The organism is Bacillus coahuilensis m4-4 (genome assembly GCF_000171615.1).
In the GTDB taxonomy this organism is placed as follows: Bacteria; Bacillota; Bacilli; order Bacillales; family Bacillaceae_K; genus Bacillus_T; species Bacillus_T coahuilensis.
Genome location: NZ_ABFU01000066.3, coordinates 62777 through 84049, shown reverse-complemented (window position 1 = coordinate 84049; position 21273 = coordinate 62777). Strand labels below are relative to the sequence as shown.

At 36.5% G+C, this 21273-nt stretch carries 21 protein-coding genes and 1 pseudogene; 10 read left to right on the top strand and 12 right to left on the bottom strand.

Annotation, left to right across the window (positions count from 1 at the left end; genetic code table 11):
* Positions 1–14: 14 nt before the first annotated feature.
* Both M44_RS18140 and M44_RS18135 read right to left on the bottom strand, forming a co-directional pair.
* Complete coding sequence (locus M44_RS18140) at positions 15–929, bottom strand: aminoglycoside phosphotransferase family protein (protein ID WP_029326970.1); 915 nt, start codon at positions 927–929, stop codon at positions 15–17.
* Positions 926–1846: an alpha/beta hydrolase gene (locus M44_RS18135; RefSeq protein ID WP_010175924.1), complete on the bottom strand. Its 921-nt coding sequence runs from the start codon at positions 1844–1846 to the stop codon at positions 926–928. The genes M44_RS18140 and M44_RS18135 overlap by 4 nt, the downstream gene beginning before the upstream one ends.
* Positions 1847–2194: 348 nt before the next feature.
* Between M44_RS18135 and M44_RS27200 the strand changes: the two genes are divergently transcribed.
* Positions 2195–2356 (top strand): hypothetical protein, encoded by a 162-nt coding sequence (locus M44_RS27200; RefSeq protein ID WP_010175922.1) that lies wholly within the window; start codon positions 2195–2197, stop codon positions 2354–2356.
* Between the two features lie 307 nt (positions 2357–2663).
* Here the strand turns inward: M44_RS27200 and M44_RS18125 are convergent, their stop codons facing one another.
* Both M44_RS18125 and M44_RS24230 read right to left on the bottom strand, forming a co-directional pair.
* Positions 2664–4445 (bottom strand): dihydroorotate dehydrogenase, encoded by a 1782-nt coding sequence (locus M44_RS18125; RefSeq protein ID WP_010175920.1) that lies wholly within the window; start codon positions 4443–4445, stop codon positions 2664–2666.
* Positions 4446–4888: 443 nt separating this feature from the next.
* Positions 4889–6434, bottom strand: a pseudogene (locus tag M44_RS24230) (GNAT family N-acetyltransferase).
* 168 nt (positions 6435–6602) lie between these two features.
* Here M44_RS24230 and M44_RS18110 point away from each other — a divergent pair.
* Positions 6603–7031, top strand: a complete 429-nt coding sequence (locus M44_RS18110; RefSeq protein ID WP_010175916.1) for a disulfide oxidoreductase — start codon at positions 6603–6605, stop codon at positions 7029–7031.
* Positions 7028–7498, top strand: coding sequence for a thioredoxin family protein (locus tag M44_RS18105; protein ID WP_010175914.1), 471 nt, complete (start codon positions 7028–7030; stop codon positions 7496–7498). Before M44_RS18110 ends, M44_RS18105 begins: the two co-directional genes overlap by 4 nt.
* A gap of 66 nt (positions 7499–7564) precedes the next feature.
* Here the strand turns inward: M44_RS18105 and M44_RS18100 are convergent, their stop codons facing one another.
* A complete protein-coding gene (locus M44_RS18100; RefSeq protein ID WP_010175912.1) occupies positions 7565–7960 on the bottom strand; it encodes a DUF5365 family protein in 396 nt (131 codons plus the stop codon).
* 144 nt (positions 7961–8104) lie between these two features.
* Here M44_RS18100 and M44_RS28580 point away from each other — a divergent pair, with 144 nt between their 5' ends.
* From M44_RS28580 to M44_RS18090, 3 genes are all read left to right on the top strand, one after another.
* Entirely contained in the window at positions 8105–8353 is a 249-nt protein-coding gene (locus tag M44_RS28580) for a hypothetical protein (protein ID WP_237705339.1), read from the top strand.
* Between the two features lie 34 nt (positions 8354–8387).
* Positions 8388–8999 carry an RluA family pseudouridine synthase gene (locus M44_RS24225; RefSeq protein ID WP_237705343.1) on the top strand — a complete coding sequence of 204 codons (612 nt, stop codon included), beginning with the start codon at positions 8388–8390 and terminating at the stop codon, positions 8997–8999.
* A gap of 74 nt (positions 9000–9073) precedes the next feature.
* Positions 9074–10570 carry an HD domain-containing phosphohydrolase gene (locus M44_RS18090; protein WP_237705338.1) on the top strand — a complete coding sequence of 499 codons (1497 nt, stop codon included), beginning with the start codon at positions 9074–9076 and terminating at the stop codon, positions 10568–10570.
* Positions 10571–10587: 17 nt separating this feature from the next.
* Here the strand turns inward: M44_RS18090 and M44_RS24220 are convergent, their stop codons facing one another.
* The 5 genes from M44_RS24220 to mscL form a co-directional block, all read right to left on the bottom strand.
* Entirely contained in the window at positions 10588–10890 is a 303-nt protein-coding gene (locus M44_RS24220; RefSeq protein WP_010175908.1) for a hypothetical protein, read from the bottom strand.
* A 107-nt stretch (positions 10891–10997) separates the two neighbouring features.
* Positions 10998–11597 carry an NAD(P)H:quinone oxidoreductase gene (gene wrbA / locus M44_RS18080; RefSeq protein WP_010175906.1) on the bottom strand — a complete coding sequence of 200 codons (600 nt, stop codon included), beginning with the start codon at positions 11595–11597 and terminating at the stop codon, positions 10998–11000.
* A gap of 247 nt (positions 11598–11844) precedes the next feature.
* On the bottom strand, positions 11845–12915 hold the full coding sequence (locus M44_RS28575) for a UvrD-helicase domain-containing protein (protein ID WP_237705337.1): 1071 nt from the start codon (positions 12913–12915) through the stop codon (positions 11845–11847).
* Between the two features lie 17 nt (positions 12916–12932).
* Positions 12933–14093, bottom strand: a complete 1161-nt coding sequence (locus M44_RS28570; RefSeq protein ID WP_237705336.1) for a HelD family protein — start codon at positions 14091–14093, stop codon at positions 12933–12935.
* 191 nt (positions 14094–14284) lie between these two features.
* Entirely contained in the window at positions 14285–14725 is a 441-nt protein-coding gene (gene mscL / locus M44_RS24210) for a large conductance mechanosensitive channel protein MscL (RefSeq protein WP_010175904.1), read from the bottom strand.
* A gap of 128 nt (positions 14726–14853) precedes the next feature.
* On the opposite strand from mscL, the gene M44_RS18065 reads away from it, so the two are divergent.
* The 3 genes from M44_RS18065 to M44_RS18055 all read left to right on the top strand — a co-directional run bounded on the left by M44_RS18065 (position 14854) and on the right by M44_RS18055 (position 16801).
* Positions 14854–15648: an alpha/beta fold hydrolase gene (locus tag M44_RS18065; protein WP_010175901.1), complete on the top strand. Its 795-nt coding sequence runs from the start codon at positions 14854–14856 to the stop codon at positions 15646–15648.
* A gap of 263 nt (positions 15649–15911) precedes the next feature.
* Positions 15912–16523 carry a nitroreductase family protein gene (locus tag M44_RS18060; protein WP_010175900.1) on the top strand — a complete coding sequence of 204 codons (612 nt, stop codon included), beginning with the start codon at positions 15912–15914 and terminating at the stop codon, positions 16521–16523.
* Between the two features lie 83 nt (positions 16524–16606).
* Entirely contained in the window at positions 16607–16801 is a 195-nt protein-coding gene (locus M44_RS18055; protein WP_010175897.1) for a hypothetical protein, read from the top strand.
* A gap of 6 nt (positions 16802–16807) precedes the next feature.
* On the opposite strand, the gene M44_RS18050 is transcribed toward M44_RS18055, so the two are convergent.
* Complete coding sequence (locus tag M44_RS18050; protein ID WP_010175895.1) at positions 16808–18448, bottom strand: M20/M25/M40 family metallo-hydrolase; 1641 nt, start codon at positions 18446–18448, stop codon at positions 16808–16810.
* A gap of 186 nt (positions 18449–18634) precedes the next feature.
* Here M44_RS18050 and M44_RS18045 point away from each other — a divergent pair, with 186 nt between their 5' ends.
* Complete coding sequence (locus M44_RS18045; protein WP_010175893.1) at positions 18635–19930, top strand: NCS2 family permease; 1296 nt, start codon at positions 18635–18637, stop codon at positions 19928–19930.
* Between the two features lie 474 nt (positions 19931–20404).
* On the opposite strand, the gene M44_RS18040 is transcribed toward M44_RS18045, so the two are convergent.
* Positions 20405–20851, bottom strand: a complete 447-nt coding sequence (locus M44_RS18040; protein WP_010175891.1) for an OsmC family protein — start codon at positions 20849–20851, stop codon at positions 20405–20407.
* Between the last annotated feature and the right edge of the window lie 422 nt (positions 20852–21273).

Below are 21273 nucleotides of genomic sequence, written 5' to 3'. Positions count from 1 at the left end.
GGTTCATTTCTTCTCTAGTTTTTCTTTTGGTCTTCAAGTTCTTCCCATGCTCCCAAAAATAAATTCCAAATAGTGATGCCATCCTTAATACTTCCGAGCCCTTCTTCAAGTGTCCAAATAGATGAGAGTACTGCTCCACAAAAGCCGTATTGGATTAAACGAATCCTTGAAATGCCAAGCCCTACAGAAAATTGTTCTATCCGCTTTTTTAATAGAGTATACGGGTCATGTTGATTCATAAGTTCGTTTGTTAGGTATGGAAACGTATCAAAGGCAGGTTCTCCTATAATCCCTTTAGGATCAATTCCTATCCATCCTTTTGTATGGTCTAGTAGAATATTTCCGTGATGAAAGTCACCGTGTAATAAATACTCCTCACATGATGTAGATAGAAGTTCATCTTTCCATTGTTTTGCAAGATTCATGATAGAAGAGGGAATGTCTTCTCCCTTATAGGTATCAATACTACGCAGCCATTCATTGGCATGTGGAAATCCCTTTGCTTCTTGAATAGGCTGCCAAGTAGAAGCTAAAATGGATAGGGCAATCTTCGTTTTTTCATCGTCAGGTATATCGTATTCTCTTAAGGTCACTCCAGGATTCAATGCTTCAAGGAGCATCCAACCTTCCTCCAAGCTGTACTCTACAAGTCGCACAAATTTAGGAGATTGAAAAGCTTTAAGAGCTAGTATTTCTTGTTGAAATTCTACATTTGGTGGTGCGGTTTTAAGAGCAAGAATGGTACCATCATAAAGGATGAAGGGGGCAACAAAATGATAGCTAAGCTTTGGGTATGGATCTTGTAATCGCCCATTAAATCTACGTTCAATCTTCTTGATAATACTACGAATAGTTAACAGATACAGGTTTGTTTTATCATTCCCATGAACGGCTCTAAATGTAAGCTCGACATTTCTAGGCATCATCATAATTTATCTACTAAAGAATGTTCTACTAGAAATTCATTGAGTACTCTCTCATATTCTTCTTGATTTCGAAGATAGGACTCTGCATGCTCGCCGTATGGTGCAATGTAAAGTTTTTTAGCACCTTTCTTTTTTTCAAATAAGCTTTGAGTCATAGCAGGGAGAATAAACGTATCGTCTTTACTATGGATGAATAGAACAGGACATGGTATATTCTCTACAACTTTAAGTGGTGACACATCTTTCGTCGTGAATCCACCACGCAATTTTAAAAATAGATTTGTGATGGGAAGAAGCCATTTTCCATTTGATTTCATCTCAACGTTGAATCTATAGAGGATTTGCTCTTCAAAATCTGAAAATGGACAATCAGCAACGATAAACTGAGGAGGGTCCTCTGCAATTCCTCCGTAAAGCAAGGAAGTGACGGCACCCATGGACTCTCCGTGTAAACCATAGGTCATCTCTTCACCTTCACGCTCTCTTAGAGTTTTAATCACCGTTTTTAAATCTTCTTTTTCAAAATGGCCAAACGTAGAGGTAGCTCCGCCAGACTCCCCGTGTCTTCTGTGATCATAAATGACAGCATTGTATCCACGTTTAATAAAAAGGTTCATGTATTTAATAGACGTCATTTTATTAACAGTAATTCCATGAGCGAAAATGACAAATTTCTTTGTGTTATGTGGTTTCACAAAAACACCATGAATAGTATAACCATGCCCAGAAGGAACGGTGACATTTTCTTTTGGAAGTGCTTCATATTCTTCCATATTTACCATGTGATAGTTGATCTCTCTCTGAAGAATTTCTTCATCATTCTTTTTCTCCATATGTAATAAACGGTTTGTTGAGTAGATTCCTAGGCCAGCTATTGCACTTGCCAATCCGCCAATTCCTAAAAGCCAACGCTTTTTCATCCCATTCACCTCGTTTGGTATATATACGTTATAGTACCACTTAAAGTAGCAAAAAAGGAATGAAGAAGAGGTATTTACTATTGAATATATGATAACCTTTATGTTGCTACTAGTATTTTCAATTCGGAATAGGATGATTGGATATTCTAAAAGTTCAAAAATACTATGACACTACTTGATTCAGCCTTGTAAACTTTGCAGTATTGATAGCTTATTCCTTAATGGTTTTTCGTTTTTTCTCATAAAGAAAGAGATTTGCTGATTTTTAATAAAGTAAAGCTACGTGTCTATACATCTTTCTTCTCTAGTAAATACAATGAAGTATATCAAATTGAAAGGAGGAGAAAGATGAGCTTTCATGGTCATAAGCCAAGTATTACGTTCAATACATGCTCTTGCACTATTTCTGGACTTGAACAAACGATCCGTGAACGATTTCGACGTGGTGAACCAATAGGGGTTACTTTTTTTGGGGTAAGAATCAGCAGGTATCTTCATCGGAAGGTATAGGGGAGTAGATAAAGCAGTATTAGAAATTGATGACTTACTTTTACCTGGAACAACTAGTTTTGTTCCATTAAATGAAGTAGGTAGTGTGGAAAAGGGAGTGGAATTCCAAGAACAACCTGTATCCTTAAAATTAAATAATTAAGTAATTTTTAGGAAATATAGAAAGAAGACTATAAGTAAAATATGTAGTCTTCTTTCTATTAATTCTTAAGATCTTTTCGACTGCTCCTTCTTTGTAATTTATTTTCTAAGGAATTATTAATAAGTACTGAGATGTGTGTTAACTTTCTACAGAAAGCTAGTGACGTTATTTAACAGAGCTTTTCCTAAAGAAGGGATAACTAAAGTATAGTCCTAGACAATATAAACCTAAAGCTACATAAGCAGGTAATAGATGAATAAAAGAAATGTAACCTATAATAAAATGAATTGAAATACCTGAAATAAATGCAGGTAGCCCTCCTAAAAACAATGTCCACCATATCCATTTTTGTCCTTGTTGGAACCCCCAAAGGGATAAAGTAAGGACTAAAATTCCTACACTAAGAAGCGCACTTCCAAAGCCTGCACGATCATGGGCAATCACGGGGATTAATCGATCATTAAACATTTGTAGCTGGTCAGGTGTCATACAAATATACAGAAGGTCTGTTGGAACAAACACACTCGTTACTCCGAATGTTGAAATGACAACCCCTCCAATAACGAAGGCAAATCCAAGCATGACAAAGAAAAATTGACCGAGCACGCCCTTTCTCCAAACAGAATCATTGAATAAATTGGAGGATGTTGGTGTTTCTTTACTATCTTTTGTCTTTCTATACCCATCAATATAAAAAGGAAGAAGAATCATCCAAAATACTAAATGGAGCCAATCAAAATATCCAAAGCCAATAAAAGCAAAGATGCCTAAAAATCCAATGATCGCTGCTGCATTAATAGCATCCTTTGCCCATTTTAACCCATTTTTGACACCAAAATAGCTTAAGGTCATATAGAGAATTCCGCCTGAGATCATCGTCCCAGCAAGGGTGATTCGATCGTGAGTCATGAATAGCATAATTCTTTCATTAAAAGCCCAAATCTCTTCTCGTTGCATTCGTAAGAAGGTTTCGTCGTAGGGAAGAAGAATCGTCGTAATGCTAAAAAGTAGAGCTAGTAACCCGCCTAAAAATATAAGGAGGCCAAATATCCAAAAAGATTTCCATCCAGGAGTTTCTTCAGGTTGTTGAACGTCTAAATTTAGTAATGCTTCATTTATTCTTTTCGTAAGACCAGGACCTGATGTAACATAGCCCCCTTGAAGCATGATAAGGTCGACTCCTGATTTTAATAATTGTACTCCGTGAATTGGTTCAGAAATTCCACCTGATGTTAGCAGTGTTTTAGCAGGGCACTTACTAGTGAAATCACGTAGTTTTTTTAGTGTGAGTGAATTCACATTTTCTTCACCAAGTTCCACAACATACCCTTTAATACTCTTAGACATCCCACTAGCTTGAATGTGTAAATCGTTTAATGCTGTAGAAACGTATATAGGGTTATGTGTAAATTGCGTGTAGTCCTCATCGAAGACATCAACAATAAAACCGCTTGCCACGGAATTTAATTCTTGTATGAGCATACGTATTTCCGAAGTCGTTCCAGCCAATCGAATGAAGATAGCTTGAGAGATAGAGAGTTTTTTAAGTTTCCTCTTTGTTGCCTCTAATCCAATCAACTCCAAATCACTAGAAAATTCAACCTGCTGCGTATTGGGATTCCTACTAGGTGGAGTACCTCTTTTAGGTTGGATTGTCACTGGACCAACCTCGATAAATGAAAATCCTAAATTCGAAAAAGCTTTTGTACCTGTCAGTAAAGGATCTATTTTTCCTGATAGTCCAATAGAATTAACGAGTAAATTATCATCTATAGTCTTTATCAATTGAGGAGAGCTTTCTTCTCTTCCAAGAAAATGAATGATTTTTTCTCCTTTTGGGAGATTTGAAATACTAGTCATTCCTTTATGAATAAATTCTCTAGAATGAAAAGGAGGTAGTCTCTTTAAAAATGGATGAAACATAATATGATAAGACCAATCTGGCATAGGTGTCACCTCGCTCCTTTTAGTAGATCTATTAATAGTGTAATGGAAAAATCCAGAAACATAAATGAAAAGTAAAGAGGTTGACTCAAAAGGTCGTTAAAAGACGATTTTTTTGAAGTATTTCTTTTTTATTATTATTTTAGAATTATCACATCTTTTCATTTTAATTAGGTTGGTTCTCGCTGCAGGCGCGAGACTCACGAGGGAAATAGCGGAAAAGGTGAGACCCCACAGGGCTTTAGCCCGAGGACTTTGAATAGGCTTACTCGAGTTTTCACCGCACGAATAAAATGCGCAGCATTTTATGAGGAGGCTCACCTCCGCCCCGGAGAATGGAGTACCTTTCGCGGAAATCAACCGGGCTTATTTATTGATGATCATTTGTTGAGAAAAGAAGAGGGTGTCCCAAAAGATTATACTTTTGGGACACCCTCTTTAGTTCATTATGATTTTGAATAGTTGATGCTATACAGGTCATGACGACGATCTTTAAGCTGACGAACAGTACCAGATTGTCTTTGTCTTCTCAGAACCTCGAGGTCTACATCCCCTATCATCACCATCTCAATATTTGCATTGGTTTCTCCAACAATTCCGTCGCGTGCAAATTCAAAGTCTGAAGGGGCAAAGATAGCAGATTGTGCATATTGAATATCCATATTCTCTGTTTGAGGTAGATTGCCAACGGTACCAGAAATAACGGTGTAAATTTGATTTTCGATAGCTCGTGCCTGTGAACAATAACGAACTCGAAGATACCCTTGACGATCTTCCGTACAGAATGGGGTAAAAATAATTTTTGCCCCTTTATCTGTAGCGATTCGTGCTAATTCTGGGAATTCAATATCGTAACAAATTTGAATAGCAATTCGACCACAATCCGTGTCAAAAACTTTTACCTCATCCCCAGCACTAATGCCCCACCATTTTCTCTCGTTTGGTGTAATATGAATTTTGTATTGTTTTTCAATCGTACCGTCTCTTCTAAAAAGATAAGCTATATTATAAATTTCATCATTCTCTTCTTTTACCAAATGGCTGCCACCAATAATATTCACGTTGTAACGTACGGCTAAATCTGTAAAAAGTTCTATATATTGCTCAGTAAATTCCGTCACTCTTCTAACTGCCTGACTAGGCGATTTTTCATTTAAAAAGCTCATAAGCTGAGTTGTAAAGATTTCAGGAAACACGACAAAATCAGATTTTGCATCCGATGCTACATCGGTGAAATATTCAACTTGGTTAGCGAACTCTTCAAAGGAATTAATTTTTCTCATCATGTACTGAACCACGCAAATTCTAACAGGGTAACTCGTTTTAAAATATCTTTTAGTCGAAGGACGGTAGTCGATATTATTCCATTCCATTAACGTTGCATATTTCCCAGATTGCACATCATCATCTAAATAGTTTGGATTAATTCTCATCAACGTAAATCCATTAAGGAGCTGAAAGCTTAGTACAGGATCGTAAATTTTGTGTCTAGATACATCGTCCACATACTCTCTTGGACTCATTTCAGTTGAATATTTATGATAATTAGGGATTCGTCCACCAATAATAATACTTTTTAAATTTAGTTTTCTTGCCAGCTCTTTCCTAGCTTCATAAAGCCTGTGACCAACCTTCATTTTTCTAAAGTCTGGATGAACCATTACTTCAATGCCATAAAGATTATATCCCTCTGGATTATGGTTCGTTATGTATCCATTATCTGTTATGTCATCCCAGGAATGACGATCATCATATTCATCAAAATTTATCATTAAGCTTGAGCAAGACCCAATAACCTTGTCTTCTAACTCGGCAACTAGTTGACCTTCTTGGAACATTTCTAGATGGCTTAATAAATGCTCCTGTTTCCATGGATCCATACCTGGAAAGCATATATGCTGAAGTTCAATAATCTCTGGTATATCTTGACTTTTCTATTTTTCGAATTCGAATTTTCTTCTCATATTGTGATAAATCTAATTTGGTAGCCATTTTCTCACTCCTCTATTGACGTTTATTTTTTCCCTTCTTTTTTAAAAAGATAAACTCAAAATTTATTCACAAAAAGGACAAGAATGTTTCATTTATTGTTCATATGTTCATAGTAGTGTATATTTTAAAATGGGTATAGCTTAAATTAATTAAAAAGAAGGTAGCGGCATGTCTAAAAAACAAGAGAATGTATTATTTTTAGGGTTCGCAGCTAGCTTAATTGCCTCGATGGGCTCCTTGTATTTTTCAGAAATAAAGGGCTATGAACCTTGTWCCTTATGTTGGTATCAAAGGAWTTWAWTGTATCCTATGACGATTCTTTACGCGGTGGCCATTGCCAAAAAAGATGGAAACATATGGATGTATACAAGAATCCTGTCAAGCTTGGGATTGTTCGTCTCCGCTTATCATTATTCCTTACAAAAGTTAACGTTTCTTACTGAAGCTGCCCCTTCATGTGGTAGAGTACCTTGTACAGGAGAATATATTAACTTTCTTGGATTTATTACCATTCCATTCTTAGCTTTAACAGCATTTGTTATCATTTTCATTTCAACATTTCTGCTACAACGGTCTTTAAAGGAGGAAAAACAGTGAAAAAAATTATCATTTTTACACTTGGTATACTTATATTATTTGGTGCAATTGGTGGATTAACCTATTACCAGAATCAACAAGCTGCAGAAGGAAATCCATTTGGAAAAGCTACATTGGATGCTTCAACGTTAGAAATTTTAGATGATCCGAATTACCAAAATGTCATTCTTCCAGATGAGCTAGATGAAAAATTAGAAAACGGGGAAGAAGTGACTGTGTATTTCTATGCTTCTGATTGCCCACATTGTCGCTCAACTACACCAATTCTTGTGCCAATCACAGATGAACTTGGTATATATATGGTTCAGTATAATGTGAAAGAATTTGAACAAGGGTGGATAGACTACAACATCGAAGCAACTCCAACCATCATTCATTTTGAAAACGGACAAGAAGTAAGCCGCTTAGTAGGTGCACATCCTGAAGAAGATTTACGCACATGGTTAAATAGTGAAGTTGTAGATTAATCTGTTTCACATTTTAATTAGCAAAAAAACTCGGAGTTTAATTTATAAACTCCGAGTTTTTTATTCTTACGCCAAGTAGACATTCGCCGCTTTCCCAAATCGACTTATGTCTGTATTCTTAATGAGGAAATGATCCAGTTCGAAAGGACAAGTGATCCCGTTTTCTTCAAGTATACCTACATTTTGAAGAAATAAGTTTCTGTAATACTCATACTGCTTTTCTTTCTGTTTGGATTCAATGATTGATATAATGGTTTGAAGACTAGATAATATCATAAAATATTCCTTACGCGTTCCGTAATACGAAAGCTCCTCACGAGACATATGTAAGAAATGCTCCCCTCTAAACTTTTCAATTTCTACATCAGAAAAAAATTGAGGGAAAATCTCTTCGTACATATAATCAAGAAGGTCGAGTATTTCAGCTTCTTGTTCCTCTGTTGATGCTATGAGTACTTTCATGTTATTTATCCCACCCTACCTATATGCTGCTACTAGAATATCATATGTATTGGCCTGAAGACTGTGGTAAGATTCACCATGCATGCTTCAGAAACAAGTGCCCTAAGAAAAGAACGACCACATTAGGATTTTTGGAGGTTCCATATGCTTATACAAAAAATAGGTAATTATTGTAAGATTGATGCCCCTTCTAATTGGGAGGGATTAACTATAGAAGAGATTCTTAAAGATAAGTGGATGGCTCCTAAAAAGTTGGTCCATACGTGGAGAATGGAGAACAGCATTCTATTAAATAATGAGAAAGCAAACTGGAAGGTTCCCCTTCAAATAGGTGATAGTATCTTTTTCCCTTTTTATAGAAGAAGACTATGGATTTATACCAACAGTGGGTAGACTACAAATATTATTTGAGGATGATCATTTATTGGTGGTGAATAAGCCTACTGGAGTTGATACTCATCCTTCTCACGAAAACCAACACGATTCATTAAGTAACTTTGTAGCTAGTTATTTTGAATCTCAAGGAGTTAAGTGCAGGGCACATCCGATTCATCGACTTGATCGTGACACTAGCGGAGCGGTTATCTTCGCTAAACATCATTTAAGTCAAGCAATCTTAGACAGAATGCTTCAACATAAACACATTAAAAGAACATACCTTGCCATCGTGAATGGCCAATTACAGAAAAATCATGATACGATTTCAAAACCGATTGGCAAAGATCGTCATCACCCTACTAGGAGAAGAGTTTCGCCTAATGGTCAAACTGCGGTAACTCATTACACAGTAGTAAAGAACATAAATAATCTTAGCTTGTTAGAATTATCTTTAGAAACAGGTAGAACTCATCAAATACGAGTTCATTTGAGTCATTTAGGCTATCCAATATTGGGGGATACATTATATGGAGGAACAAAAGACCCAAACGGCCAAGCTCTCCATGCTAAAAGTGTTCAATTTGTTCATCCTATTTCAGAGGAGCCATTTACTATACTAGCACCTCTCCCTAAGGAAAAAAGATGGATGCTTTTTGCATAAATTGACAATAAATCAATCTCCCTTTCGAAAAGTGTAAATGGTATAATACATCTATTGACAAGAAAGGAGAGGAAATGATGGAAAGTTTTAAGAAATTCCAGCGAGAAACACTAAAACATTACATAGTCAGTTCCTCTCTTGCCGTTTTTGGGGTTGGAAGTGTTTTTATTTTTTACACACTTCTTGATATTAGTCCATTTGAAATCACGCTATTGTGCTTTATTATTATGTTTTCTTCCATCTTTATGTTTGCAGGAGAAATTCTAAGCTACAGAAAGAATATTAAACCTATTAAACAATTTTATGAACGATCACTACCCTCTAAAGAAGAATATGACCAAGCTTTAGTCGCTGCTAAACGTTTTCCCATTGAAACCGTTAAACGAATATTAGGTCCACATTTATTTGGCCTTTCCATTCCAGCTGTCATTCTGATCCTTCTTTTTATCTATAAAGGGTGGATTCACTTACCCTATATATACGTTGTCTATGCATGTGGAGGTGCTATTTTAATTGCAACGCTTCATGCTGTTATTGAGTTTTTTCAGACTTCTGAGTCCAGTCAACGATTAATACTAGACATTCAATTAAGAGGACATAAACTAAGAATTATGGATGATGGAAATCATGATTACTATGCTAGTATAAAGAAAAAGCTTTTAACCTCCTTTATCTTTACCGCAACATTTCCTATACTATTATTTATTTTAGCATCAAACGTACGATTAGATGAATATGGTTCAAATGGCTATTGGACTTGGGCTGGTTTTGTTTTAGCTGTCATTACGACTCTTTCTTTTATCAATTCTATTTTGTTATATAAAAGTATTGATGCTCCTATTAATTCTCTAAAGCTGCAATTTGCCAAGGTGAAGCAAGGACACTTGGACACGATGAACAATATTTATACAGACGAATTCTCTAACCTTGTAAGTGGATTTAATCATATGGTTTCAAGTATAAAAGAGCGAGATGAACGGAATGAACAACTACTTGAAAGCTTCTTTACAGTATTTGCAGCTACATTAGATGCTAGAGATCCTTATACAGCAGGACATTCCATTCGTGTCGCTGAGTATTCTGTGATGATTGCAGAAAAAGCTGGAATTTCTCATCAAGAAATAGACCTCCTAAGAAAATCTGCTCTACTCCACGATATTGGAAAAATAGGCATACCAGATTCTGTTCTATTAAAAGAGGGGAAATTAACAGACTTTGAATTTCAACAAATAAAAACACATACAGTAATAGGGGCCAATATCTTAGAACAAGTAAAGTTACCTGTTGAATTACGCCCTATTCTTCCAGGGATTAAATACCATCACGAGCGATATGACGGTAGAGGATATCCTGAAGGATTAGCTGGAGAAGACATACCACTTTTCGGTCGTATTATAGCTGTTGCTGATTCTTATGACGCGATGACATCAGATCGTCCATATCGAAAGGGAATGCCGAGCCATAAGGCAAGGGCTATACTCGAGTCCGGTAAAGGTACACAGTGGGACGCCAAGTATGTTGATCATTTTTTAGATGCGATAGAAAATGAAGAATACCAGAAAGCAAATTGAAGGTAGAGGGTGAATTTTCATCCTCTATTTTTTTGTTCTAGCCATTCTTGGCATTTCTCAATAAAAGGTTCAGGAGACTCTTTTATATGAAAAGGAAATAAGCCTTTTGTTGTGTGCAAATATAAAATACCCCCATGATTAGAAAAAGAACGATAGGAGATATCCAAGACTTCAAGTATACTAAATGTTTGATCATGTGTTGAAATCCCCCATTCAAGTAAGGTTAGAGTGTAATACTTATTTTCTGTTACTTGCATAAGTTGATTGATCACTTTTTTGCTTTGTACATATGTAATTGATATAGTTGATTCCATTTCCATCTAATAGGATCTCTCCTTGTTTCATTCATTCTCTTAGCTTAGCAAATGAATGGCTATGAATCAAAAAACAGGGCAATGAACGATAGAAAAGTTCATTGCCCTGTTTTCTATTGAAGTGATTTAGCAATAGACACGGTACGCTTAGCTTGATGCTTCACCGCCGCCTCTACATTTTCAATCATGTTTCCTTCTTGATCAATGGTGACACTAGTACCATATGGGTTTCCACCAGCAGCAAAAATACTATCGTCTGTGTAGCCTGCTGGTACTATAATCGCTCCCCAGTGCATCATCGTCTTATAAATGGATTGAATGGTCTGCTCCTGTCCGCCATGAGAGTTACTAGCAGAAGCCATGCCTGTCACAACCTTATTTGCTAACTTTCCTTGAAACCATAATCCACCCGTTGTGTCAAAGAATTGTTGAAGTTGTGAAGGGATGTTCCCGTATCGCGTAGGACTTGAGAATATATACACATCAGCCCATACTAAGTCGTGTAGAGATACTTCCGGGACATGTTGGGTTTCCTCAACATGTTGTTTCCATGCTGGGTTGGACTCAATCGCTGCCTTCGGTGCTAATTCTTTCACTTTCAACACTTTTACTTCAGCCCCAGCCTCTACCGCACCTTCCTTTGCCCACTCCGCTAACTGATAATTCGTACCTGTTGAACTGTAATAAATAACTGCAACCTTTACTGAACTCATCGTCCATGTCCCCTTTTCAATATATTAATTCAACTAGAATGATCTAGGATGAATAAGAATAAATGAATCTTTATGTATATTTTAAGAATTGAAATCCACGCTCCTCCCTTCTAATTCCCGTAAGGTTGGGCTCTGAAACGTAAAAGCTAGACAACAATATAATTTATTTTGAAATTGAGATAAATATTCATATAAAATGAAAAGAAAACGGAATTCAAGTAAATTCCGCCTTCATTTGACAACCAATTTATTTTATAAATGCATCCTTATTTTTACTATATAAATGCAATCGGTGAAGTGGTCTAGTCATTGCCACATATTGGAGCTTTATGTCTAATACATTTGATTCTTTAAATTGTTCATCTATTGATACTAAGAACACTACATCGAACTCTAAACCCTTAGATAGATAGCTTGGGACAATGACGACCTTATCTTTCGGAATTCTTTCATTTTCTTTTAACATAACAAATTCATCTTTTCTGTCACTCATCTCATCTGCAATCTTTTCGCATTCATTCGCTGTTTTGCCGATAATAGCAAATGTTTGTAAGCCGTCTTCTTTATAGCTTAATAATCTTTCCCACAGATGACCTTGAAAGTCAGAAGTTATCTGGTCGTAGGTGGGAGTCTCTCCGTACCTCACAACTGGCGTTACTTTCGGAAATGTGTTTGGTAGCTTTTCAAGCAATTTATTCGCTTCATTCATAATTTCAACGGTTGTCCGATAGCTTTTTTGTAGTTCTTTATATGTCGCTCGTGGGAAGATTTCTTTTAATAGGGGCTCCCAGCTTGAGATACTTCGATAAGAGTGAATACCTTGAGCCAAGTCTCCAACAAGTGTAAACATATCAGTATCCAGTGCTGATTTTAAGGACTGAATCTGCATATAAGAATAATCTTGCGCTTCATCAATCACTACATTTTTTGCTCGATGTTGTTTATCCACTCCAAATAGATGGGTTTGTAAGTAAAGGAGTGCGGGTAAATCTTCAACTTCCACTCTACCTGACGTAAATTGCCTATTGCTATAATCACAAATCATTTCAGCTTCCTGCATGGTTAATTCCTCATTTGAAAGCTCGACTAACATGGTTGGGTTACTATATAACTCTTTGTAATAGTTCAAAATATTCTTTTTTTCAAACTGCTTAAAATAAGAATTCACCCCGTTGCGAATTTCTTTTTTGAGTTGCACGATGCGTTCTTCTTTCTTATCCAACGCTTTCGTCACATACTCCCTGCGCTCTGGACTTTCTTTTCTAAAAAGGGCTTTTTCAATTTTATCATCGAAAAATCTTTCTACTTTTTGTAACATAAGCTGGCGATTATTCTTTACCGTACCTTGTAAATCCCCTTTAACTTCTCAATCCGTTTATATAGAGGTAAATAATGATATTCCTCTATCAACAGCTTATTAAATCTATTTGCTGCATATAAGCGGTATTTATCAATATAGAAGTCATCTTTCGTCTGAAATCTTAAAAAAATGTGTTGGATATAACGGTCAAGTGTTCTTTTCATTTCTCTAGAACCCTTAAATCTAGCCACATCTGCCGCTACCAGAGAGGCTTCTGTTTGATTTTCGACTAAATTCATTAATTTATCATCTTTACGTATTCGTAATGTTTTTTCAATACAGGTGAGTGCATAGTCAGAGAATGTGGTTTGTCTGATTCTCTCTACTCCAAGTTCAGGAAGTGCTTCTGATATATAATCTATAAATAAATGACTTGGGGCCAAAATCATCAACTGACTTGGATCAAAGTATTGTTTGTATTGGTAGATAAAATAGGATATTCGGTGCAGGGCAATGGTCGTTTTGCCACTTCCGGCCGCTCCTTGAACAATGATCGGTTTATTTAGGTCAGCACGAATAATTTGATTTTGCTCTTCTTGAATAGTGGAAATGATTTCTGTTAAACGGTTACTTGAGCTTTTCGCTAGGGAATCTTGAAGTAATTCATCCATGGTGGTTAAATCAATATCACGTATTTCCTCTAAATTTCCCTTTTCTATCATATACTGGCGCTTTAACGTAAGCTCACCATGAAATGTTTCACCTTCAGCTTGATAGCTTTCCTTACCAATTCGTCCTTCATAATAGAGATTAGCAATAGGTGAACGCCAATCCACAATGATTTGCTCCTGGTTTTCACGTTGATAAAGAGATGTCTTTCCTATGTAATGCTTTTCATGGTTCGCGCTTTCTTCTCTCTTATAATCGATTCTTGCAAAGTATGGTTTGTTCCGAGCTTTGATGAGAGCATTTACTTCATCTTGAGACATGTCAAAAAAGCTTGCATTCGCAATTAAGTCGGTGTAAGCAGCAGAGGATTCAATAAAATCTTCATCTCCAAACGCTTCTTTCATATTTTGCTTAAATTGATCTTTACTTGTTTGGGCTGTTTTAATGACTGCGTCGATATATCTCTTCGTAAATTCTAATCGATTGGCCTCTTGTTGAAATTCAGGGTGAAGTGGTTGTTTTTCCATCCTTCGCTTCTCCTTTCGATTATTTGCAGCCGTCATGAAAGGAATCTGTGGGTGATTGGGGAGCAATAGTAGATATTACCAAAAACTAGAGAACAAATCAACCGTTATGGAGTAAGATCTCTTTAAAAACAATTGGAATTAATATCTATATGGACATGATTAAACCTCGTCAAATAAGACGAGGTTTAGGGTTATCTTTTATTGGTTTTATGATGATCATATCGTTTATTTGCCCGAAGGGTGATAGATACTTGCTTTAGTTTCTGTTCTTCTTTTAATAAATCTCGTATCTCTTTTAACACATCCAATTCAGATGCAGATTGAATTTCATACGAGCTATTCCGGTTCCCTTTTATTCTATTCATCATTTTAATTATGAAAAAAATGCTAGCAGTAATAATGAAAAAATCCACTAATGATTGCAAAAACTCTCCATATGGAATATAAATAGATCGGTATCTTAATGTGAGTGCTTGTAAGTTTATGCCACCAATTAGCACACTTATAACGGGCATCATAATATGTTGAACAAGAGAGTCAACAATTTTACTAAAGGCGCTCCCTACCATGATAGCTACCGCTAAATCAATCAGATTTCCTCTCATTGCAAACTCTTTAAACTCTTTCCACATTGTACCCCTCCTCCCCTACACTTTATGGGACAGGCCAATGGAATATGAATAACCCTGTAAACATCTCTTTTGTTTACGCTTATGGTAAAACCTTCTATAATACATAAGAAGAAAAGGAGGCTTGCGCGTTGAACATTGAACAAAAAGGCAGTGGTGAAGCCATCATATTTATTCATGGGGTTGTAGGAAATCAACAAGCCTTTAAATATCAGTTTGAATCATTGTCTAACGATTATCATGTTATTAAATATGACTTATTAGGTCATGGTACTGACCGTGGAGAAAATATAGTCTTATCCATCGATACTCTTACTGAACAGCTTAAAGAAATTTATCATACTGTAGGCATTACTAAAGCTCACCTATGTTCACTTAGCTTTGGAAATTTTATTGCAGGCGCGTTTGCTTTTCGCTACCCCGATATGGTTTCTTCTTTAGCTTGTGTTGGTGGCTACCTCGCTGAACCAAAAACCGATTTATTTCAAGCGTTTCAAAGGAACCAGGAAACGTTCTATAATTTAGACTTTAAAGATTGGATCGGCCAATATGCAAACTCTGTTATTCCTCGTTTACTCACCGTTGACGAAGGACCAGAAAAGTTTATCGAGTACGGCGTCACGATGAATCCCGACGTTATGAAACAAATTGTCGATTTATTCTTTTCTTATCCATTTGAACAAGAACTTCCGTTAATAGAAGCTCCCTACTTTTGGTTCATGGGAGAATTTGATCAGATTCATTTAGATACACTCATAACTCTTAAGGAAAAAGTTCAACTGTTAACCTTGGTAATTGCGAGTAACGCTGGTCATTTGGCCTATCGACATGCTCCAAACCTGTTTGAGGATCAATACAGACAATTTCTTTCCCTTCACAGTTCCACTGGTTTATACTTAGCAAACATAAAAAAGAGACAAAAATAAAATTTGTCTCTTTTTCCCTATTTTTCATATTCATTGTCATGTAAATAATGGAACCAGCGTAGTTAATTCTTTCACTCCACATTTTTTGCTCATACTATGATAGGGTGGTCGCTTACTATATACCTCTGTGCTACACCCGTTGCATGCTCCTTAAACAGATTTCTTGACCATTTTTCTTTTCATGGTATACACTAAACTCACTTACAAAAAGTTACTAACTTTTAAGTAGTAATATTATCCATTTAAGGAGGACACATCAGATTATGACAAACTTTTTTGATGTAGCAACAGAGCGTCGTTCCACTAAGGTTTACGACCCTAACCATAAAATCTCTCGTGAAGAGTTATCAAAGATGTTAGAAATTACCACAAAAGCACCATCCGCTTGGAACTTACAACACTGGAAATTCTTAGTGTTTGACGAAAAGCAAATTCAAGAAAAATTACTTCCAATTGCCTACAATCAACAGCAAGTCCTTGAAGCTTCTGCCGTCATTGCGGTTTTAGGTGACTTAGAAGCAAACAAGAATGTTGATCCTGTATTTAATCCTGCCGTGGAAGCTGGATTTATGACACAAGAGATTAAAGATGCACTAAACGCTCAAATTCAAGGTGCATACCAAAGTGAACAAGTAGCACGCGATGCAGCATTCAGCAACGCTTCATTAGCAGCGATGCAATTTATGCTAACTGCTAAAGCCAGCGGCTATGACACTTGCCCAATCGGCGGATTTAACCCAGCAGCATTAGTAGAAGAATTTTCAATTTTTGATCGCTATGTTCCTGTTATGTTAATTACAATCGGAAAGCCACTTCAAGAAGCTCGTCCTTCTAGCCGACTACCACTAGAATCCGTTGTTGAATTTGTAAAATAAACAACACCCCCTTAAACCAAATAGTTTAAGGGGGTTTTTAATTTCACCCATCCTGGGGCAAACTAATCTAGGGAGGTGGTATAGTGAAATACAACGAATCATTACCAGATTTTAAAGAATTAAAGGACCGAATGATTGCAGCTCCTTCGTCTAGTCCTACCCTAGTCATCAAAACAAACGTAGATCCACAAGATGCAACAGAAGAAAATCCTTACTACTCTAATTCATCGATTGACGAAGAAGAGCATTTTAGAAATTTTTTCCATGAGGAGTCCTAGCACTTCTCATGGTTTCTCTTCTAATAACCTTTCCACTACATCTTGTATGATAAAAGGAAGTTTATGAAATGAATAAGGCTTATATAGTCGTTCCGTCCACTGATGACCATCATTTCCGTATACGCCAAAAATCAGAGAAGGAATAGACAATTCTTTAATACTTTTAAATGGCACAGGCAGTAATACCTCTTGATAAGGTATGTTCTGCTTTAACTCATCTAATTCTTGATCTGATTGATGTATCGATAAAAAGCTCCCATCCGATAAATAAGGAAAAAATCGCTTCATGGCAAACACTTCATTGTATTGCTCCTGTAATTTCGGAAGAAGTTCCTCTAACTGCTCTTCAATGAATTCACCATAAGAGTTATCCCTCGACAAATAATTACTTGGTAAATAGGGGGGAGCAAAGAATAGTAAGATTCTTGGGTGCTTCTTAGGATCTGCTTGCTGCAATATATCTACCATTTCAAAAGCTTGTGCTCGCTCATCCCCCTCTAGGTTTACCTTCTTCATAAGATCTTGAACCTGTATGCCTTGTTCCGTTAAATACTCTACATATTCTTGAAGCGTTTGCACCTCTATTTTCCACTGTAACGTAGATAGAGGGAGATGATGTTTCGAACGGTACACCTTGTCATTCCGAATGGCCATCTTCTCATATTCATCAGCAACATGTTGTGCTATTTCTTTTAATTCCTGTAAGATGTCGTTTGGACTTTTTTCATAAAGGAAGTAATTAAAATAAAGTCTCGTCGAAACTGGTGTCTGGACACTGTACTGCTCCTTCGTATCACGTAGCTGCAAGCAAGTTGGTGGAAGAATTAATTCTCCGTCGATCTCTTCCATAAGTTCCAAGTTATAATTAATTCTAGAAACCAAATGACTCGCTAACGTTGTTGGCTCTATAGCAGAAAGTGCATTTCCTACATGAGCTTCTCTTCCATAAATACTGAAACTTGGTAACACTTTCCCCGCTGTTCCGGTGTATACTCTTTTGATTGATTCCTGATTATATTGAGGAGAGATAAAGTCCGTATTGATAGCTGCTAAAAAGTCTAATCCTTCTCTTTTAAGGCGAAGAACTTCATCTACAGCACCAATCATTCCTCTATGGTTGGTTTCTTCATCTGCATTGAATAGAAATAAAAGGTTTCCGTTTAAACTAGATTTTTCGCTATAAAACAGTAAATTAACTAGATGGACCGCTACCCCGCTTTGCATATCCAGTACTCCGCGCCCATACATCCAATCACCAGACTGCGCTTCTTTCTTCAATTCAGGTTGTTCATCAAACTGCTGAAAAAATGTCTGGAGTGCTTTTGGACTGTGTGCTATATCCTCTAACTCTCCGAAATCTTCCACACCAACTGTGTCAAAATGGCTATGCATCAGCAATGTCTTAGCCTGCTCTCCTTTAAGAAGAGCCCAAACATTTTTTCTGCGAAATGGATCCTTCTCTAGTTCCTGAATCCAAACTTGTTCTGGATGCTCTTTAAAATACGGGAAAGACTTAATTATGTCGTATATCAAATAAGCTTTTTGGATTTCTCCATCTGTTCCATTCATACTCGAGCGTTCGACAAGCATTTCTGTCAGATATTCTGCTTGTTCAGGGACTGATAAATTCTTTAATTTGTTATACATTTTGTCATCCCAACCTTTACTGTCGTTACTCCTATAGTATTGGAAATATGGAAGGATTGGAATAAAAATCTGACAATTTCGTTATATTCCTTTACAAAAAATTTAAAACAAAACTCTTGAAAAAAATCATAAAAACGAATATTATATAAATTGTGTTTAAAAATGTTCGTGTTTTTGGAGGTCATTATGTTTAAATTAGATGAAAATAAAACAACAGTTAAGACAGAGCTGCTAGCCGGCTTAACTACGTTTCTAACCATGGTATATATCGTTGTCGTTAACCCAAGTATATTGGCTGACGCAGGTGTACCCTTTAACCAAGTATTTCTTGCCACAGTAATCGCAGCAGTCGTCGGAACATTATGGATGGGTCTTGTTGCCAATTATCCGATAGCGATTGCTCCAGGAATGGGTTTAAACGCCTACTTCGCTTATTCTGTTGTATTAGGTGGAGGTGTTTCATACCAAGTAGCGTTTGCTTCTGTGTTTGTTGCAGGGATCTTATTTGTCCTTTTATCCTTAACAGCACTTCGTGAAAAATTAATCGAAGCTATTCCAAGCAACTTGAAAAATGCCATTTCAGCAGGTATCGGTTTATTTATCGCCTTTATTGGTCTTAAAAATTCTGGAATCATTGTGGCAAATCCCGCAACCATCGTAGGTTTAGGTGATTTACATTCACTACCCGTTATTTTATCTCTAGTTGGATTACTGGTTACATTAATCCTTATGATCTTACGTGTGAACGGGGCATTATTCTTTGGGATGATTATCACAGCTATTATTGCTTTCTTCACTGGTGAATTGTCGTTTGAACAAGGAATTGCTCAATTTCCAATGTTTGCAGATGGAGTATTTGCTTTTGGTTTAAGCGATTTAGCTGATGTATTCACATACGGACTATATGCCGTTATTTTCTCTTTCCTACTTGTTACCATTTTTGATACAACAGGAACAATGGTCGGGGTAGCTAGTCAAGCTGGTCTTATGAATGATGGGAAAATGCCTCGTGCTCGTCAAGCTCTATTAGCTGATTCGGTAGCAACAACAGTAGGTGCTACACTAGGAACAAGCCCAACAACTGCTTATATTGAATCCTCTTCAGGTGTTGCAGCAGGTGGACGAACTGGTTTAACAAGCGTAACGGTTGCAGGTTTATTTGCTATTGCGGCATTCTTTGCTCCTTTAGTAGGTTCTATTTCAAGTGTTGCAGCCATAACAGCTCCTGCACTAATTATTGTTGGTAGCTTTATGATGGGACATATCGCCCAAATAGATTGGAATAAATTAGACGAAGCATTCCCAGCGTTTTTGGTTATCTTGACTATGCCATTAACATCAAGCATTGCGACGGGTATTGCATTCGGATTTATTACGTATCCTGTATTAAAAGTATTTAAAGGAGAATGGCGAGACGTTCATCCATTACTCTATATTTTTGCCGTGTTATTCTTTATTCAGTTGGTATTTTTACCACACTAATGATTGATCTTTGACTCAGAGACTAGTTGTCTCTGTAGTTTTTTTATGTGGAAAAAGTTGGAGTTTTACAAAGGCTTCATTGATTATATTGGAGTGGACCATTGGCGTCTAGTTCTCTACTTTTGCGCTTTTCCTAGAAGGTGGTGCGCTTTTTTTCACGATCTCCGCGTCAGTGTAGTTCTGTTTGCTTTACTATTGTTGCTTTAGAATAAAGTTTGATCAAAAAAGTTTGATCAAAAATATCTCACAAATCCTAACATCAACACTAATGAAAAGAATCCATTTTGAAAAAAGATTAATCAAAATGGATTCTTCTCCTGAAGACACGATGTGAATTTAAGTTCAATCATTTTCTACCTTTGTTATTCGACAATCGTCACCGATTCTTAAATAAACTATAGCTCTCATTAACTGATATACCTTATTAAATCACAATGAAATTTGGGCTTTCCACAACTTCATTTGAATCTACAATTAAGCAGTTTTAATAGTTACTTCTAATTGAATATCCACATTGCCTTGAATTGCACGACTAATCATACAAGATTTTTCAGCTTTTTCCGCAATCTTTTGTGCGACCTTTTTGTCTCGATCGGAAGCATATTGTTTCAATACTATTTCTGGTCGATGGATAATTTTTTTATATGTAAATATACCATCTGTCACATCAACAATTGCTTCTGATTCCATCGTTAATCCATCTTTCTCTATCTGACTACGTTCCATCATTGCGGCTAGTGTAATAATATAACATGTTGCTGCTGCCCCAAGGAGCATTTCGTCAGGATTTGTACCAATACCGGGACCGTTCATTTCTTTTGGTATAGAGATTTTTGTCACTAAATGATCGGCTTCGATTTCACCTACATCATTACGTAGTCCTGGCCAATGCGCCTTTAAATGAAAATGATGCTCTGCCATTTTCATTCCTCCTTGCATTCATTTTTATTTTGTTAATAATTAACTAATAAAGGTCATATAAAATAGTCACTAACTATATTATATGACATTATATTTTTTACAACAAATGCGCCCTATTGAACGGACGAGGGGACAGGGACTTTGTCCTGCTGAAAAACTTGAACTCCAAATAATATCCTTTTACTCTTAGTTAAAAGCCTTGAGCTTCGGATCAAGGCTTTTTGTTTTTTGTTAAATCCATTTTAGCATTTTAGTGGTAGGTGGCGGTCGGGTCCTAGGTTTCGTTAGATTAGCTAAGGTAGAAGACAAGGTCCCTGTCCCCTTAACCGGCTAGACAAAAACGCTTTCAATATGACAAATTTATGAATCCCATGAACAAACTTCACAAGGTGTGATGTTTATCACACTGTTTTCCACTACAC

Bases quoted from the DNA above. Each gene is read 5' to 3' on its own strand.
- M44_RS18135 (WP_010175924.1), bottom strand. From the start codon at position 1,846: ATGAAAAAGCGTTGGCTTTTAGGAATTGGCGGATTGGCAAGTGCAATA.
- M44_RS24220 (WP_010175908.1), bottom strand. From the start codon at position 10,890: ATGGAAATGGAATCAACTATATCAATTACATATGTACAAAGCAAAAAA.
- M44_RS18090 (WP_237705338.1), top strand. From the start codon at position 9,074: ATGATGGAAAGTTTTAAGAAATTCCAGCGAGAAACACTAAAACATTAC.
- M44_RS28575 (WP_237705337.1), bottom strand. From the start codon at position 12,915: ATGTTACAAAAAGTAGAAAGATTTTTCGATGATAAAATTGAAAAAGCC.
- M44_RS18140 (WP_029326970.1), bottom strand. From the start codon at position 929: ATGATGATGCCTAGAAATGTCGAGCTTACATTTAGAGCCGTTCATGGG.
- M44_RS28570 (WP_237705336.1), bottom strand. From the start codon at position 14,093: ATGGAAAAACAACCACTTCACCCTGAATTTCAACAAGAGGCCAATCGA.
- M44_RS18060 (WP_010175900.1), top strand. From the start codon at position 15,912: ATGACAAACTTTTTTGATGTAGCAACAGAGCGTCGTTCCACTAAGGTT.
- wrbA (WP_010175906.1), bottom strand. From the start codon at position 11,597: ATGAGTTCAGTAAAGGTTGCAGTTATTTATTACAGTTCAACAGGTACG.
- M44_RS28580 (WP_237705339.1), top strand. From the start codon at position 8,105: ATGCTTATACAAAAAATAGGTAATTATTGTAAGATTGATGCCCCTTCT.
- M44_RS18125 (WP_010175920.1), bottom strand. From the start codon at position 4,445: ATGCCAGATTGGTCTTATCATATTATGTTTCATCCATTTTTAAAGAGA.
- M44_RS18050 (WP_010175895.1), bottom strand. From the start codon at position 18,448: ATGTATAACAAATTAAAGAATTTATCAGTCCCTGAACAAGCAGAATAT.
- M44_RS18100 (WP_010175912.1), bottom strand. From the start codon at position 7,960: ATGAAAGTACTCATAGCATCAACAGAGGAACAAGAAGCTGAAATACTC.
- M44_RS27200 (WP_010175922.1), top strand. From the start codon at position 2,195: ATGAGCTTTCATGGTCATAAGCCAAGTATTACGTTCAATACATGCTCT.
- M44_RS18045 (WP_010175893.1), top strand. From the start codon at position 18,635: ATGTTTAAATTAGATGAAAATAAAACAACAGTTAAGACAGAGCTGCTA.
- mscL (WP_010175904.1), bottom strand. From the start codon at position 14,725: ATGTGGAAAGAGTTTAAAGAGTTTGCAATGAGAGGAAATCTGATTGAT.
- M44_RS18040 (WP_010175891.1), bottom strand. From the start codon at position 20,851: ATGGCAGAGCATCATTTTCATTTAAAGGCGCATTGGCCAGGACTACGT.